This window comes from Pseudoalteromonas haloplanktis ATCC 14393 (assembly GCF_000238355.1).
In the GTDB taxonomy this organism is placed as follows: Bacteria; Pseudomonadota; Gammaproteobacteria; order Enterobacterales; family Alteromonadaceae; genus Pseudoalteromonas; species Pseudoalteromonas haloplanktis.
The window spans coordinates 75,926-92,304 of the sequence record NZ_AHCA01000007.1; the positions used below are offsets into that span (position 1 = coordinate 75,926).

The 16,379-nt window shown below is 40.9% G+C and carries 15 protein-coding genes and 1 pseudogene; 9 read left to right on the forward strand and 7 right to left on the reverse strand.

Annotated features, from left to right (window positions below; all coding sequences use genetic code 11):
• Window positions 1–98: 98 nt before the first annotated feature.
• On the reverse strand, window positions 99–2,585 hold the full coding sequence (locus PHAL_RS0113920) for an alpha/beta hydrolase family protein (protein ID WP_016709037.1): 2,487 nt from the start codon (window positions 2,583–2,585) through the stop codon (window positions 99–101).
• Between the two features lie 166 nt (window positions 2,586–2,751).
• Between PHAL_RS0113920 and PHAL_RS0113925 the strand changes: the two genes are divergently transcribed.
• Window positions 2,752–3,828, forward strand: a complete 1,077-nt coding sequence (locus PHAL_RS0113925) for a hemolysin family protein (RefSeq protein ID WP_016709038.1) — start codon at window positions 2,752–2,754, stop codon at window positions 3,826–3,828.
• Here the strand turns inward: PHAL_RS0113925 and PHAL_RS0113930 are convergent.
• On the reverse strand, window positions 3,825–5,045 hold the full coding sequence (locus PHAL_RS0113930) for an EAL domain-containing response regulator (RefSeq protein ID WP_016709039.1): 1,221 nt from the start codon (window positions 5,043–5,045) through the stop codon (window positions 3,825–3,827). The two genes, PHAL_RS0113925 and PHAL_RS0113930, sit on opposite strands and share 4 nt — an antisense overlap.
• A 145-nt stretch (window positions 5,046–5,190) precedes the next feature.
• On the opposite strand from PHAL_RS0113930, the gene PHAL_RS0113935 reads away from it, so the two are divergent.
• Entirely contained in the window at window positions 5,191–6,207 is a 1,017-nt protein-coding gene (locus PHAL_RS0113935; protein ID WP_029216166.1) for a metalloprotease, read from the forward strand.
• Between the two features lie 61 nt (window positions 6,208–6,268).
• Here PHAL_RS0113935 and PHAL_RS24595 read toward each other — a convergent pair.
• Window positions 6,269–6,453: pseudogene (locus tag PHAL_RS24595) on the reverse strand (TIGR00366 family protein); the annotation flags it as partial.
• An 88-nt stretch (window positions 6,454–6,541) separates the two neighbouring features.
• On the reverse strand, window positions 6,542–7,492 hold the full coding sequence (locus tag PHAL_RS0113940) for a chemotaxis protein CheV (RefSeq protein ID WP_016709041.1): 951 nt from the start codon (window positions 7,490–7,492) through the stop codon (window positions 6,542–6,544).
• A gap of 151 nt (window positions 7,493–7,643) precedes the next feature.
• Here PHAL_RS0113940 and PHAL_RS0113945 point away from each other — a divergent pair, with 151 nt between their 5' ends.
• Together PHAL_RS0113945 and PHAL_RS0113950 are read left to right on the forward strand one after the other, a co-directional pair.
• Window positions 7,644–8,711 carry a potassium channel family protein gene (locus tag PHAL_RS0113945; RefSeq protein ID WP_029216167.1) on the forward strand — a complete coding sequence of 356 codons (1,068 nt, stop codon included), beginning with the start codon at window positions 7,644–7,646 and terminating at the stop codon, window positions 8,709–8,711.
• On the forward strand, window positions 8,711–8,923 hold the full coding sequence (locus PHAL_RS0113950) for a hypothetical protein (RefSeq protein ID WP_016709043.1): 213 nt from the start codon (window positions 8,711–8,713) through the stop codon (window positions 8,921–8,923). Before PHAL_RS0113945 ends, PHAL_RS0113950 begins: the two co-directional genes overlap by 1 nt.
• Before the next feature lie 150 nt (window positions 8,924–9,073).
• Here the strand turns inward: PHAL_RS0113950 and PHAL_RS0113955 are convergent, their stop codons facing one another.
• Together PHAL_RS0113955 and PHAL_RS0113960 are read right to left on the reverse strand one after the other, a co-directional pair.
• Entirely contained in the window at window positions 9,074–10,105 is a 1,032-nt protein-coding gene (locus PHAL_RS0113955; protein ID WP_016709044.1) for a hypothetical protein, read from the reverse strand.
• 117 nt (window positions 10,106–10,222) lie between these two features.
• The gene (locus PHAL_RS0113960) at window positions 10,223–10,681 is read right to left on the reverse strand and encodes an EVE domain-containing protein (RefSeq protein WP_016709045.1); all 459 of its coding nucleotides are present in this window, start codon (window positions 10,679–10,681) and stop codon (window positions 10,223–10,225) included.
• Between the two features lie 77 nt (window positions 10,682–10,758).
• Between PHAL_RS0113960 and tesB the strand changes: the two genes are divergently transcribed.
• Entirely contained in the window at window positions 10,759–11,616 is an 858-nt protein-coding gene (gene tesB / locus PHAL_RS0113965; protein WP_016709046.1) for an acyl-CoA thioesterase II, read from the forward strand.
• On the opposite strand, the gene plsB is transcribed toward tesB, so the two are convergent.
• Entirely contained in the window at window positions 11,613–14,066 is a 2,454-nt protein-coding gene (gene plsB, locus PHAL_RS0113970; RefSeq protein WP_016709047.1) for a glycerol-3-phosphate 1-O-acyltransferase PlsB, read from the reverse strand. The two genes, tesB and plsB, sit on opposite strands and share 4 nt — an antisense overlap.
• Before the next feature lie 407 nt (window positions 14,067–14,473).
• On the opposite strand from plsB, the gene rpsJ reads away from it, so the two are divergent.
• Genes rpsJ through rplW form a run of 4 tightly spaced genes read left to right on the forward strand, consistent with a single transcriptional unit; the run spans window position 14,474 to window position 16,370 of the window.
• Window positions 14,474–14,785: a 30S ribosomal protein S10 gene (gene rpsJ, locus PHAL_RS0113975; protein WP_002957900.1), complete on the forward strand. Its 312-nt coding sequence runs from the start codon at window positions 14,474–14,476 to the stop codon at window positions 14,783–14,785.
• 27 nt (window positions 14,786–14,812) lie between these two features.
• Window positions 14,813–15,448 (forward strand): 50S ribosomal protein L3, encoded by a 636-nt coding sequence (gene rplC / locus PHAL_RS0113980; RefSeq protein ID WP_016709048.1) that lies wholly within the window; start codon window positions 14,813–14,815, stop codon window positions 15,446–15,448.
• A gap of 17 nt (window positions 15,449–15,465) precedes the next feature.
• Complete coding sequence (gene rplD, locus PHAL_RS0113985) at window positions 15,466–16,071, forward strand: 50S ribosomal protein L4 (protein WP_016709049.1); 606 nt, start codon at window positions 15,466–15,468, stop codon at window positions 16,069–16,071.
• Window positions 16,068–16,370 carry a 50S ribosomal protein L23 gene (rplW, locus tag PHAL_RS0113990; protein WP_016709050.1) on the forward strand — a complete coding sequence of 101 codons (303 nt, stop codon included), beginning with the start codon at window positions 16,068–16,070 and terminating at the stop codon, window positions 16,368–16,370. Before rplD ends, rplW begins: the two co-directional genes overlap by 4 nt.
• The last annotated feature ends 9 nt before the right edge of the window (window positions 16,371–16,379 follow it).

Here is a 16,379-nt window from a genome sequence, read left to right on the forward strand (position 1 = left end):
TGAGAAGAGCGATTTTAGTATTTATGCACTATTTAGGCGATTGTTTGATTAATATCAACAGGTAAACTTAGCTCGTTTACCTGTTGTTGAGTGGAGAATTATTTTTCAGGGTATAAGTACTGCCACCACTGTGGCTGTTGTTTTAAGTGCTTATCAAAATATGCCAGCATTGTATCCCACCAATTAAAGCGCTGATCACGAGCAAAAATTTGATGGTCAGCTCCTTTATATTCAATTAGCTCAACATCCTTGCCAAGTAGTTTCAGCGCAGTATACATATTATGACTTTCTCCCACGGGCACATTAGTGTCAGCATCGCCATGCAACAGTAATAGTGGTGTTGTTACTTTATCTGCATGGAAAACAGGACTGTGTTGGCTGTATAGCGTGCTGTTATTCCAAGGGTAGCTGTTTTTAGACGCTTCGCCTGAATATAAATAACCCCACCAACCTTGCCCCCAATATGAGGTGATATTAGAAATACCTGCGTGTGCGATAGAGGCACTAAACATATCGGTTTTAGTCGCTAGTAACATGGTCATAAAACCACCGTAAGATGCGCCTAAATTACCTAGGCGTTGCTTATCGATGAATGGATACTGTTTTAGCAGTGCTTGCGTGCCTTGCATAATATCGTCAGCAGTATATTGCCCCCATGCATTAACGTGCTTAGCAGAAAACTGCTGACCAAACCCTGTTGCGCCCGTGGGTTGTACAACATAAACCACATAGCCGTGTTCGGCCCATAAATTAAATGGATAGCGGCCAGTAAAACCGCGAGTCACAGGTGAAGTGCCGCCATAATAGTATACTAATGCTGGGTATTGTTTGTTCTTATCAAGGTTGCTTGGTAAGTAAACGCGGCCTTTAATTTCAATACCGGCTGTATTGGTAAAATTAAATTCCTCTAAGTCAGCTATATCGGTATTTGCATATGCTTGTGGTTGCGAATCCCAGACAGTGGTCGCTTTGTTTTTGCTAATACTCAGCTGTTTTAATTGTTGTGGTGATGATGCATTCGAGCCACTGACTAATACCTGAGGGCTACGATTACTTGAATAACTAAATTGCTCAACCACATCAAATCCAGTGTTTAGCTTGCTAAAGCGCTGCTTGCTTTTATCGTATAGATACAAAGCGATGCTATCTTGTTCAGTTACTTTCATGATGGCATCACCATTTGCAAGCACTTCAAGTTGGCCAATGGCGGGATCAAACTCACGGCTTAACGGCGTTGCTTTTTGACCATTATTAGTTAACAAATACAGCTGGCCATCGTAGTTGTTAGCAAGCATGTTGTCGGGTAAGTTTCTGCCTAAACCCTCTTTAAAGTCAGGTCCTGCCGTGACATAAATGTCATCGCCAGTGTATTTTGCTTGGTTAAAGGTCGCAAACTGACCAAGCTCTGTGGTACTAGCGTTGGCGATATTCAGCTCAATGAGCTCCGTTGTTGGGTGTGTAGCAGCTTGCATTGCTGCAGTACCGCGACTGAGTAACACAGTACCGCGTTGACTATTAAAGTCTTCAATGCTGTGGCTAAGCGGCCCTTGGCTTAGTGCTTTACTCAGGCCGGTGTTGATATCTAATAAATAAGCTTGTGAGGTTGTGCGAGCATATGACCAACGATCTTGTAGACCTTGGTAATGTTTGGTTAGGCTGTTATTTGCTGTCGGAGACTTTGACCAGCTAAAGATTAAGCTGTTGTTATCGTAATAAGCAAAACTGTTTGCGCCATCTAGGTTGTTGGCTATCACTTTAAGGGAGAGTGTTTTACGGTTTAGTTGGGTTAATTTACCATCTAATAAATACACTAAATAATTGTTATCAGGACTCCAAATAATGTTGCTAGGCTGACCTGATTCAAAACGGTAAATCGTTTGTTGGTCGTCATTTTTTAGTTCTGTGACTAGGTTTGCTTTATTACCCGTGCTGTCTTGATAATGGCGCTTGGTAATTAGGTACTGTTTAGCATCGGGTGCTAATGATAATGCGCTGACTGTGGTGGCATCAAACAATTGTTTGGCAGATAAGCCATGTTGTTCTGTAGTGCTAAAGGTTAATGTATCAATGTCAGTGTTTGGGCTGAAATCAACCTCAACATCGTGCCAATTTGCAACTTGCTCAGCAATAATCACTATTTGGTGATCGCCTTGTGGTAAAGCTAACTCATACTTTTCGTTTTTAGCGGTCTGCTTTTCACCATTGATGAACAGCTGGGCTTTTTCGATCCCTTTTAATGTAAGCGTGCCTTGGTTAAAACGCTCTGCATGCGTAGAAAATTTTAGTGCTTGTAAGCCGCCTAGAGTTAACGCATTTACTTTATCTAAGTTTTGCCATTTTAATTTTTCGCCAAATACCGTGATGCTTGTTGTTGGTTGTTGAATGCTAGGTAAAAGGCTGTTAATAATCGCATCTTGGTGCTCAGTTTGGTATGGCTTTAGCTGCATATCAGCGGCAATTGGGCCTATAAACTTAATATCGGTTTTATTTATGGGTGCAGCAAATGCCGCAGTGCTTAAAGTTAATATTGCCAGTGCGGTGGTTAGGCGAGGGGCTTTACCGCGCCATGTTGAGTTATAATTCATGGTTGAGCCTAATGTAGGGAATTTTAGAGAATATAGCATGGCTCAGTTATGCCAAAAAGTGCTCTGCGATAGATGCCGTGGTTTTTGTTTTTAGCTAAGGTTTGAGGTTATCGATGACAGTTGGTAAGGTGTAAACCGTCGACAATAAAATGGCTAAGAGGTCACAGTGACATTACTAATCGTTTACATGGTCGTAGCGATCACTATTTCTTTTTTATGCTCTATTATGGAAGCTGTGCTGTTGAGTATTACGCCAAGTTATGTGGCGCTACTGCGTAAGAATAAGCCTAAACTAGCAAAGCAGTTTGAGCACTTAAAAACGAATATTGATCAACCATTAGCGGCTATTTTAACTTTAAATACCATTGCCCATACTGCCGGGGCGGCCGGTGTAGGTGCACAAGCTGCGGTGGTATTTTCAGATGCAGCTGTGGGAATTGCCTCAGCCATCATGACCTTGCTGGTACTGGTATTATCGGAAATTATCCCTAAAACGCTAGGGGCAAAGCATTGGCGGGCACTGGCGCCTATAGTAACTAAAGCATTACGCTATTTGGTTATAGCGCTTAAACCCTTTGTTTGGTTTGCTGAAAAACTCACGAGTGTTTTGGGTCGCAACCACAGCGAGGCTTATTATATTCGTCAAGAAATTGAAGCTATGGCTGATATGGGATCGCAATCAGGAGCGCTGCATCAGGAAGAGTCTGAAATCATCCGCAGCTTATTGCATTTTCGTCATGCTAAATTAGATTCTTTACTTACCCCGCGCACAGTATTATTCAAAGTACACAAAGACCTAACGGTTGATCAATATTTAGCAGAGCATGGTTCGGCAGCATTTTCTCGAGTCTTGGTGTACGATAAAAACGGCGATGATATTATTGGCTTTGTGCATAAAAACGATATTATGCTGGCGTTTCACCGACTCGGTAAAGATTATAAGATCAGTAAATTAATAAAGCCTATTTACACTGTGCCAGAGACCTTATATGTACCTACGCTATTGCATACTTTGTTAGCTGAACGCACGCACATATGTTTAGTGATAGATGAATATGGCGATGTACAGGGGATTGTTACTCTTGAGGATATGATTGAAGCATTAATGGGCTTTGAAATTGTTGATGAGCATGATCAATCAGCTAATATGCAAGCCGTTGCAAAACAACGTTGGCGACAACGCTTAGCAAATAGTAATACATTGTTTAGTGCCGAAAAAAACGCGTCTAAAAATCAGCGCTAACGTCGGCTATTACTATTTAATGAAACCATGTGTAGCCATGACTGCGCCCAGCGAATAAATTCAGTTTTTCCCTTTGGACGACTGATCAAAAACCCCTGCATGACGATATGCTCTTTAAAGCGATCTAAGTATTCTAATTCTTCAACACGCTCAATGCCTTCGGCTACAATCTTTAAGTCATCTTGAATGGCAATATTTACTAAACTACCAACTATCACTTGCGAAAATAGATCGCTTTCAATATTACTTATCAAAGTGCGGTCTATTTTCACTTCAGTAAATGGCAACGTTTTTAGCTGCTGTATATTGGTAAAGCCGGTGCCAAAATCATCTAGCGAAATACCAAAACCGCGCATTCGTAAGCGGTTTAATGTTTCTAATTGTGCAGAACTGGATAACGCATGTTGTTCGGTGATCTCTAGAATAATTTCGCTTGGGGTCAGTTGATTGAGTTGTAAAATGAGTGCCAATTTATCAGGGCAGCTTAAATCTTCTAATTGGTATGGCGATAAGTTAAAAGCGAGCTTAAGTTTATAGCCTAAACGAGCCTTTATTTCTGAAAAATCCCCTGTGGCTTTTTCAAATAATTGAAAGGTGATCAGGTTAATCAAATCTAAATCTTCAGCAACACAAATAAATCGCTCGGGTAAAACAAGTGCACCCTGTTCGGCTGTCACAATTCGAGCTAATACTTCAACGCTATCAACCTTATTATTAGCACGGTTTACTTTTGGTTGATAAAACGGGGTGATTTCATTATGGCTGATTGCATGTAATAGTTGCGCTTCAGAAATCGGTTCGTTGGTTTTTTCAGTGTGACAGGTTAAGTATTCTAATTTCTTCAGCAAAGTATAAACTTGGTTAAGCTGTACTGGTTTGGCAATATTGCCAATTAAGTGCACGTTGTTTTTACGTGCTAAGTCAGCGGCTAAATCAATTATCTTCGAATTCATTTCTGAAATAATAACAACGGCGCCAGGAAATTGGATTTCTCCAAGATGGCGAATAAGTTCCATACCATCCATATCTGGCATATTAAGATCAGTAAAGATGGCATCAAAAAAGAGTGGTTGTTCATTTACCTTATTGAGCGCATCTTGCGCGTCTAAGCAGGTGGTCACATGAGGTACATCAAGCTCATTTAAAATAGCTTGCATAACGACCAAAATCGCTTTTGAATCATCAACAACGAGAATGCTACGTGCTGTTTTTGTCATTTCTATTCCCTGAAATAAAACATATTGGTAGCTTAAAAGTAGTAGGTAAACCGTAAAATGTCAGCTTTATAACTGAAAATTTATTCCATAATCTCGTTAAAAAAATAGGTATACTAACGGTATAATTTTTAAGGTTTAAAGTAATATCATGCAAATACAGCTGACCCTCGCCGATCAACAATTTAGTTTAGTGCTTGCTGGGCGACAAATAATAAAAATTTTTCAGCAACAACAAGCGATTGGCTTTGATAACCCCAGAGAAAACTATTTTGAATTTAAGCTAGACGATCAAGTGATTGGCCTAGACACCAGCGCTGTTGTTGAACAAAAACTATCGCTTTATATTAATCATCAGTTTGTGCAACAACTCACCTTACCGCCAATTGAAAAAACCAAACCAAAGCAAGGGTTACTCGGATTATTTGCTTTAGGTTTTAAGATTTTTAAAAGTGCCAAAGTAGTTAAAGTGGCGTTGGCTGGTGCCTCTGTGGCCGGTTATGCGTGGTTGTTCACCTTTGAATTCGCCTTGATGCTGATTGCCTGTTTAGTGATCCACGAATATGGCCATGTTAGAGCGATGCAATATTTTGGTATTAAAACCAAAGGCATTTATTTGATCCCGTTCGTTGGCGGCCTTGCGGTGAGCGACGATAAAATTACCACTCGCTGGCAAGATGTAGTGATATCTTTAATGGGGCCCGCGTTTGGTTTGATCACCTCTGTACTGGGAGTTGTGCTTTATTACGCCACCGAGATGGAAATCTTCGCAGGCGTTGCGGTGCTCAGCGCATTACTTAACTTATTTAACTTATTGCCCATCTTACCGCTCGACGGTGGTCATGTCCTAAAGAGCATCAGCTTTTCAATGCGCTCTTGGATTGGATTAAGCATATGTATCTTAGGTGTATTATTTGGTTTATGGCTTAGCTACACCTTTGGTTTAATGCTATTAGTGTTTTTCTTATTTATTGGCGCATTGGAAATTGCCTTTGAATGGCGCGGCCGTCATTATTCGCATTTGTTACCACTGGACAAATACGGCCAAGGCTTTTCAGCGGTAATGTATGCACTCGTGGTTGCAGGGCACGTCGCGGTGATGATGCATTTTGCCGACTCTGAAAATGCAATTTTAAGCTTACCGATGAAAATTTTATCGAGTTAGCCTTTGCTGACTTCTATAGATGTCATCTATGTAAATAACTTTATGAGTTTTATGTTTATTTTTGTTGTGCTAAGCCGGTATCAACCATAATCGCCATGATCCCGGCATAAAACGGGAACTGGATAATAATCTCCCAGCACCGCTGGAGACTGCTTGCTGCAAGCTATTAAGTAAATTGTACGGTGTTTGATGCAGTAAAGTCGCAGAAAATAAAAGCAATGCAATTACGCTATTTAAATTAAGTGAGTCGTCCTTAAAAATAAAAGTGATGTATTTTTTATTATGTGTGTCATGCCAATTAATGACGCAAGCAGGTAATTGGCAAATGAGCGCGCTATTTTTGTTGCTCGAGTACTGTTTTTAAACGTGCTTGTACTTCTTCAACCAGCAAGTCTGGCTGGAATTTAGATAAAAACGCATTACAGCCCACCTTTTCGACCATGGCTTGGTTAAAGCTACCGCTGAGGGAAGTGTTAAGCACCACATGTAGGTTCTTTAAGCGATTATCGTTGCGGATCTCATACGTAAGACGGTAACCATCCATTGCGGGCATTTCAGCATCGGTGATCACCATAAGTAATTCTTTTTCTACATCCATACCTTTATCAGCCCACGCTTTTAACATATTCAGGGCTTCAAGGCCATTGCTGGCAGGGATGATCTCAATACCTAGCTGAGTCAGTGTATCACTGACTTGTTTGCGTGCTGTAGGTGAGTCATCGGCGTGGAGAATTTTTCGTCCAACAAACTCACTGACAATACTTTTATCCAATATTTCATCAGATATTTGTACTTCGTATTCAATAATTTCAGCCAGTACTTTTTCTACATCTATAATTTCGACCAATTGTTCTTGGCCTTCACGCTGAATTTTGGTCAGTGCTGTAAGGTAATGGTTTTTACCGACAGAAGTTGGCGGGGGCATAATATCAGACCAAGTCATATTAATGATTTGATCCACTTTACCGATTAGAAAACCTTGTACCGTGCGGTTATATTCAGTGATCACTAAATTACTGTCTTCGATGTGGCGTGCCGCTGGCATACAAATCGCCTGACGTAAATCAATCACCGGAATTGATTCGCCACGAATGTTAGCAACGCCTGATATTTTTGGGTGGGCGTGAGGAATAATATTTAAGTGAGGTAGTTTAACGACCTCTTTTACCTTAAATACGTTAAGGGCAAATAGGTGTCGGCTGTGCAAATAAAATAGCAATAACTCTAAGCGATTTTCGCCAACGAGTTGAGTTCGTTGATCAACAGTAGCTAATACACCTGACATAACACACCCGACTATCTAATTAATGATTTCAGTATAGCTTACACTGTTCTGCATTAAAAAAGCAGCCTAGAAAATAATCTCTAAACATTGTCATCAATATCGCATTGCAGTAACTTAGCGAGTAGATAAGTTGGAACAATTAAGTGGTGGTATGCCTTTTATATTTAAACGATTATTTTTACTGGTCAGAAGCCATATTGATCAGGTCAGCTGGCAGGCCGTTGCAATTGCAACATTGCTACACATGCTTTTGATTTGGTTACTTTTAGGTTTGGCTGGTGAAACCGCATTAAGCCCCGTTAGTACCTTCGTTTACTACTATATAGTAACTACCTCAACGGTAGGCTACGGTGACTTTAGTGCTAGTACCGATTTAGGGCGGTGGATAGTAGCCATACTGCAAATCCCATTTGGTTTAGCTTTATTTGGTGTTCTGTTAGGTAAAACAGGGCAAACAGTTACTTATTTAATTAGGCGCGCTATGACTGGTGATAAAAGTTTTTCGCATTTCAACAATCACATTATTATTTTTGGCTGGCATCAAACTCGTACCAAGAAAATGATTGATTATATTTTGGCTGATCAAAAGCGTACTGATAGGCGTATTTTGTTGGCAGTAACAGAGCAAATGGAGCACCCATTTTTAACTAACGCGCATGTTGATTTTGTGCGTTTATCAAGTTTTACCGACTGTGAACAACTTGAACGTGTGGCTATAAAGCAAGCAGATAAAATTATTATTGATGGTCAAGATGATGATCAAACATTTACCACTGCGCTGCGGATCAGCAAGTTAGTTAAAGATGAGTGCCATATTAGTGCTCACTTTAACGATGAAAGCAAAGTCGAAATGCTGCTCGAACATTGCCGTAATGTAGAATGCTCAAGCGCCAAATCAGCAGAGATATTGGTGCGCTCAATGCAAGATCCTGGTTCAAGTCGGGTGCAAGAGGAGTTGCTTTCAACCCTACATGGCGATACTCAGTTTAGCTTAGTGATCCCCGCTGATTTGGCAGAAATGGAGTTTGGTAAATTATTTCACCACTTTAAACACGACCACGACGCTATTTTACTTGGCGTTGCACATAACCTCAGTGCTCAAAATATGGATTTAAACCCGCCGCTTAATTACCCTGTTAACAGTGGTGATATTTTACATTATATCGCTGTCGATCGCGTATTGAGCAATGAGGTTGATTGGCGGAGATTAGCTAAGTAATGAGTGAAATTGCGTTTTTAATTTTAATTTTGAGTGCTTATATTTTACCTGTAGTGATTGTGCTCAATAGTAAGCGCACTAAAGGCCATGAAAAAAATGGTTGGTTAATCGGTATTATTTTCTTTTCGTGGCTCGCGCTGCTAATGTATTTTGCTATCGTGCCTAAGCATGGCCATAAAAATAAACATACTAAGAAAAAAGTGAAAGGTTAATACCAATCGACTTAAATATTTAACCATTCTAGCGAGCTAAATAAAGCGTTAACTGCGCTATAAATGGTCAGTAACTTAACACGATTGGTATAGATAAATTTAAAGCCGATTACTATAACAAAATCGGCTTTTTATTTTGTACTGCTAGCTTTACTTTAATTGCTTTAGTTTATGTTCTACTAACGGATCATCAGGGGCAAGTTGCTGAGCAACTTCAAGTAGCTGTATCGCATCTTTTGGATGTTGCTCTTGGTGTTTAAGTGCCACATCAATCAAGGGTTGAATATCAATATTTGCTTGATGTTCTTGTACGTGAGCGTGCTTTTCATCAATGAGTATATTGTGTGCTTTACTAAGTAAATCTAGGCGATGTGGAGAGCTCTTATTGGCTCTATTGAGTCGTTTATAATAATCCTCTTTAAAGCGTAGGGTTTTGGTTTGTAATCTAAATTGAGCAATGTCGATCTGTTGATCACGAATAAAATCAACGGCGACTTGTTTGTAAAAACCAAATTTACTCAGGTAAGTTGCATGAGTACCATGACCCATACCAAATACGCGTAAATGAGTCAGCTGCGAATAACGCTTAGCGTGCATGCGGTCAATACGATTGGTGGGATCATAAATGATATGGCCTTTAGCGTTACCTAAATCGAGATCGTGGTAATCTTGCTCCCAGTCGAATTGTTGCGCAATATCGGTACTTGAGCGGTCATCCCAAGGAGCAAGCGCTTTATTTTTTGTACTAACAGGATGAAATAATAGTACCTTATCTAGCTTTAGCAAATTAGCGAAGGCACCTACTGCAAAGCCACCTCGACTTAAACCATAGCCTAACCGCTCGTTAAATGGTGTGATCAAAGGAGCTAGTTGTTCGAGAAAAAACAGTAAATTACGGTGTCTAAACCAATTGCTTATTCCTAAGTGCTGAAATGCAATTACGTTAACCTGTTGTTTTTGCGCTAGCTGAAATCCCCAAGGGCTAAATTCATCATTAAGATCGTGCTCTTGGTAATTAGTACCCGCAGGGGAGAAAGTGAATAATAAAGGCTTATTAATATCAATAAAGTGGTATTTAACAAATACATCGCCAAGTAGGTCGCCCCCAGACATTGGTAATCTGGTTTGTTGTTCATCGTGAGAAAGCGTTAACCACTCATCTAACCAATACAGTAACTTCATTCTTCCTCCAACCACATTAAGGCGCCGATCTTAGCAAATTTGCTTAAATAATAAAAATGCGATTTTTTGGAATGAGTTGGCACTAGTAAGCAAAAGCATGAGTAATGATTCAATAGTTTAGTTAGCCATGCTGATAATTTCACTCCAATCGGACTGGCTCACAGGCATAATCGAGAGCCGCCCCCCTTTTTTCAATGCGATCTCAGTAATAGCATTATTTTCCTTAATCGCTTTTAGACTGACTAATTTATTAAGGTGTTGTTTGTATGTTACGTCAACCACAAACCAACGCGGTTTTTCGGCTGTCGCTTTTGCATCATAATAGTCACTTTTTAAATCAAACTGGCTAGGATCGGGATAAGCATCACGTGTCACGGTTGCAATACCAGCTACACCCACTTGTTTGCAGCTGGAGTGATAAATCATCACCAAGTCACCTTCTTTCACTTCGTCACGCATAAAGTTGCGTGCTTGATAGTTACGTACGCCTTCCCAAATAGTGGTTTGATTTGCTGCGTGCTTTAAATCGTCGATTGAAAAAGCGTCAGGTTCTGTCTTAAATAGCCAATATGCCATAGCGGGTTTCCTAGCAAAGATTTACTTCCCTCTAGTGTATAGTATTATTAACTTATCTGGGATTGAAGAGTAATAAAATGAGCCAAGTTTTAGATGATTTACTGTCGTTATTAACATTAGAAGAAATTGAGCAAGGCTTGTATCGAGGCCAAAGCCAAGATTTGGGATTTCGTGCGGTTTTTGGTGGCCAAGTGATGGGACAAGCCCTCTCTGCCGCCAAAGAAACTTTGCCAGAAGGGCGCATTGTACACTCATTACATTCATATTTTTTACGCCCTGGGGATGCCGCAAAACCGATTGTTTATGATGTTGAAACGATTCGTGATGGCAAGAGCTTCAGCACGCGTCGTGTTAAAGCAATTCAGTACGGTAAGCCTATTTTTTATATGACGGCGTCATTCCAAGGACTTGAAGAGGGGTTGTCGCATCAAGCAACCATGCCGGATGTACCTGCTCCGGAAGAATTAAAATCATCGCTTGAGTTTTACCAAGCCAATGCTGAGCATATTCCTGAGGTGATCCGTAATAAGTTTATTCGTGAAGTGCCGATTGAAATGCGCCCGGTTACGTTTCATAACCCGTTTAAACCTGAGGTAATTGAACCAGTTAAACATATTTGGTTTAAAGCCAATGGTGACATGCCGGATGATCAGCGAATTCATAATTACTTATTAGCCTATGCGTCTGATTTTGAGTTTTTACCGACTGCATTACAGCCGCATGGTGTGTCGTTTATGCAACCTAATATGCAAGTGGCGACCATTGATCATGCGATGTGGTTTCACCGCCCGTTTCGTCTAGATGACTGGATCTTATATAGTATTGATAGCCCGAGCGCGAGTTCGGGACGAGGTTTGGTGCGCGGCCAGTTTTTTGACCGCCAAGGCAACTTAATTGCCTCGACGATCCAAGAGGGAGTGATGCGTCAGCGTTAATTACACACTGACGACTGTGCTTGGCTGAGTACAATATCACTAATCGACTGCCAGACTCGTGCTGGCAGTAAAGCTTTTAGATGCATATAGACTTCGCACAGGTCGGTACTGCCTTGTAAGCCATTATCGGTTTCACTAATCAAATGCTGTTCACGCAGATTATTGATAAAACTAACCAATACTTTTTTATCGAAAAACTCTGGGGTTTTGATGCCGTGTAATGTTCCTAAACGCTCAGCTAATACTTGGCTTTCACGCTCAAGTTCAGCACGGTCAATCCCTTTACTTGTTTGAATAAAGCCAATCACAATGGCATAACGCTGTAAGGTTAGGCTGAGTGCGCGGCCGAGTATTTCCAACTTGGCTAAGCAATCATTGCTATTGGTGATTTTTATAGCATCGCCGTCGATTTCAATTAAGTCCTGATCAACAAAGCTGGCTAAAATACGGGTAATGTAGTTTTCGTCTAACTCATGTAAAAACCACTCTTTGGCAAATAACGGGTAAAAACTACTAACCAACTCTTGGCATTGTGTGATGCTTGTTTTATGGCTTTTAAATATATGTAAGGCCAGTAAGCTAGGCACTGCAAAGGCATGTAAAATATTATTACGATAATAGTTAAAGAGGATTTTCTCTTTATCGTTAATAGCGATAATCTCCCCAAACTCGTCACTTATCACATCAAACTTATTTAATTTCAGTGCATGTGTGAGTAGTTGCTCAGCATTTTCATCAGGGGTGGTGATTTTTTCGCTATAACTGGCGCTGCGCTGTAGATGCAAATAAAAGTCTAGCTGCGCTAACAGTTTAGGCTTACTCAATGCTTGCTTGTCGTTAACTAATAAAATCATTGCTAATAAATTAACTGAGTTAAGTGCAGCGGCACTGTTAATATTGACCATCACCTTGTCGGCTAAAGTGGCGACTTGCGAGCCCAGCCATTGCGGTTTCTGTACATCGGTTGGGTGAATTGATTCACGCCAATTAGGTTGGTGTTCATTGAGATATTGATTAACTGAGATTGGGTCGCCAAAGTTTAAATAACCACGGCCGTAGTTTTTTAAATTTTTAATGGCTTTAAAAATACCAAAAATTGACTCGCCTTTCTTATCATCGCCCGCTAATTCTTTTAAGTAAGTGTTTATTTCCATCACGTGCTCGTAGCCAATATACACAGGCACAATTGAAATAGGGCGATCAATTCCGCGTAACATGGCTTGTAAGGTCATTGCTAACATGCCGGTTTTTGGAGGTAATAAGCGCCCAGTGCGGCTACGCCCGCCTTCAGTGTAAAACTTGACTGAGTAACCTTTAATAAATAGCTGGCTTAAATACTCTTTAAACACGGCTGAATAGAGCTTATTGCCTGCGAATGAGCGGCGAATAAAAAACGCTCCAGAGCGGCGGAAGATGCCACCGGCAGGGAAAAAGTTTAAGTTTATACCCGCAGCAATATGCGGCGGTACTAAGCCTAAGTGGTAAATCGAGTAGGTGAGCAATAAATAATCCATGTGTGAGCGATGACATGGCATATAAATGATCTCATGACCTTTGTTGGTTAGATCATGTAACTGCTCCGTGTATTTAATATCAATACCGTTATACAGTTTGTTCCACAGCCACGTTAAAACACGATCGGCAACACGAATCGTGGCATCACTGTAATTGGCGGCAATTTCGTCTAATAGTTTTAGTGCATTTTGTCTTGCTTGATCATGGCTAATATTCTTCTCTTTTGCCTCTGTTTGAATGGCTTTTTTGATTGTTGGTGAGGCGAGTAGAGAATTAAACAGTTGCTCACGTGAAGGCATCTTAGGGCCTGTCGCCGCAAGCTTTTGACGACGAAAATGTACCCGCGCAACACGCAGTAGTTTATGAGGAAGCTCATCAACATCCGCTTTTTCATTCACAAGTAATGATAAATCTAATGGCTGGCTAAAACGTACAAAATTGTCACGACCAGAAAATAGTAAAACAAAAAATTTACGAAACCAGCTGGGAGTCAATGAATGTGAAACCAACGTGCCTAATCCCGGCTTCTCTTTACCTGGGTTACGGCCCCATAAAATGGTTACTGGCAGCACTTGTACATTTTGTTCGCCACTGGCGAGTAACTGATCAATGATTTGTTTGCCCTGCTGAAGCGCATCTGTTGGTTTTGCTTTATCGCCAAACAAAGGAGGCGGGTTTTGTAAACCAATAAAGCGATCCAGCTCTTGGCTGCCTAAGCGTTGTGATTGCATGGGGGAAGGTAGGCCAAATTTTTTACATACCTTATCCAGAGCTGCTAAATCTGAGCGGGCATTGAGCTTAACAATATAAAAGGTTGGATAAGCCGGATTAAGGCCATATTGTTCGATTGGGTTTTCGGGCAATACCTTGCTTTTCACAAACAAGCTATTCATCACCTTAGAGACAAAGTTCAAACAATAATTAAAAATACGCATCAACTCACCAAGATTAAGGGTTAGAAATAAAAGCAAAATTAGCGCGAATAATAACAAGTAAAAACTGGACTGACCATTACCATTCTAGTTCGGACGTGATTAACTATAGTTAATTCCATGAAATGACGACACACAGAAATGCAATTTTTGGTAACACCAAGTAGTATTCTTGGGCTCGTTGAAAATAGTTGTTGCATTTATCACCAATGTCACTATAATACGCAGGCTTTCAAAATTCCCTTGTGGGTTTGAAAGGAACATTAAGCTTGGATTTCAAGCTAATAAACAGGAGTTCCGATTTGGAACTCAACGTAGATATAATTAAGCAACCGGCATCTTAAGGTTTTAAGATTGTTTCGGTCGTTTTTTTATGCTCTTTTAAATGCTCTTTATATTGAGGTTTAAGAATGTCAAATCAACGCATTCGTATTCGCCTAAAAGCTTTTGACCACCGTTTGATTGACCAATCAACGGCGGAAATCGTGGAAACTGCGAAACGCACTGGCGCACAAGTACGTGGTCCAATTCCACTACCTACACGCTTTGAACGTTTTACTGTACTTACATCACCGCACGTTAATAAAGACGCGCGTGATCAGTATGAGATCCGCACCCATAAACGTCTGATCGACATCGTAGAACCAACTGACAAGACTGTTGACGCTCTTATGCGTTTAGATCTTGCTGCTGGTGTTGATGTTCAAATCAGCCTGGGTTAATCGAAAGATTAGAGAGGTTTTAGGAAAATGGCATTAGGTCTAGTCGGTCGTAAAGTGGGTATGACACGTATCTTCACTGAAGATGGTGTATCTATCCCTGTGACAGTTATTGAAGCGACTCCTAACCGCATTGCTCAGATCAAATCTGACGCAACAGACGGTTATAACGCGCTTCAAGTAACCGCAGGCACTAAAAAAGCAAGTCGTGTAAACAAAGCTTCAGCGGGTCACTTCGCTAAAGCAGGTGTTGAAGCGGGTCGCGGTCTGTGGGAATTCCGCCTAAATGGTGGTGAAGGCGATTTTGAAGTAGGCGCTGAGCTTACTGTTGAATTATTCAACGAAATCAACAAAGTTGACGTAACCGGTACTTCTAAAGGTAAAGGTTTCCAAGGTGGTGTTAAGCGCTGGAATTTCAGCATGCAAGACGCGACTCACGGTAACTCTCTATCTCACCGTGCTCCTGGTTCAATCGGTCAAAACCAATCACCTGGTAAGGTGTTTAAAGGTAAGAAAATGGCCGGTCATATGGGTGCTGAGCGTGTAACGACTCAAAACTTAGAACTAGTACGCGTTGACGCTGAGCGTAACTTGCTTTTAGTTAAAGGTGCAGTACCTGGCGCTATCGGCGGTGACGTTATCGTTAAACCTGCTGTTAAAGCATAAGTCCTGGAGATTTAGTGATGGAATTAGCAATTAAAGACGCTTCTGGCGCTCTTGAAGTTTCTGAAGCTACTTTTGGACGTGAGTTTAACGAAGCATTAGTACATCAAGTAGTTGTTGCATACGCAGCAGGTGCTCGTCAAGGTACTCGTGCTCAGAAGACACGTTCTGAAGTAAGCGGTGGTGGTAAAAAACCATGGGCTCAAAAAGGTACTGGCCGTGCACGTGCTGGTACAATCCGTAGCCCAATTTGGCGTTCAGGTGGCGTTAGCTTCGCAGCTAAACCACAAGACCACAGCCAAAAAGTAAACCGTAAAATGTACCGCGGTGCGATCAAAAGCATCTTATCTGAATTAGTTCGTCAAGAGCGTTTAATCGTTGTTGAAAGCTTTGGTTTAGAAGCACCAAAGACTAAAGAACTAGTTGCTAAGCTTAAAGAACTTGAGCTTAAAGATGTTCTTATCGTGACTGAAGAAGTAGATGAGAATCTATTCTTATCGGCACGTAACCTGTACAAGGTTGACACGCGTGATGTAGCTGGTATCGATCCTGTAAGCTTAATCGCTTTCGATAAGGTACTTATTACAGCTGCTGCTGTTAAGCAACTTGAGGAGACGCTAGCATGATCCGTGAAGAACGTCTTTTAAAAGTGATCCTTGCTCCACATATCTCTGAGAAAAGCACTATTGCTGCTGAAGAAAACAACACAATCGTTTTCAAAGTAACAAATGATGCAACTAAAGCTGAGATCAAATCAGCTGTTGAGAAGCTTTTTGAAGTGGAAGTAACTGGTGTTCGCACACTAAACGTTAAGGGTAAAACAAAACGTACTGGCATGCGTTTCGGTCGTCGTAGCGACTGGAAGAAAGCTTACGTTACTCTTAAAGAAGGTAGCGAGCTAGACTTTGTCGGCGGCGCCGAGTAATAAGGGGAG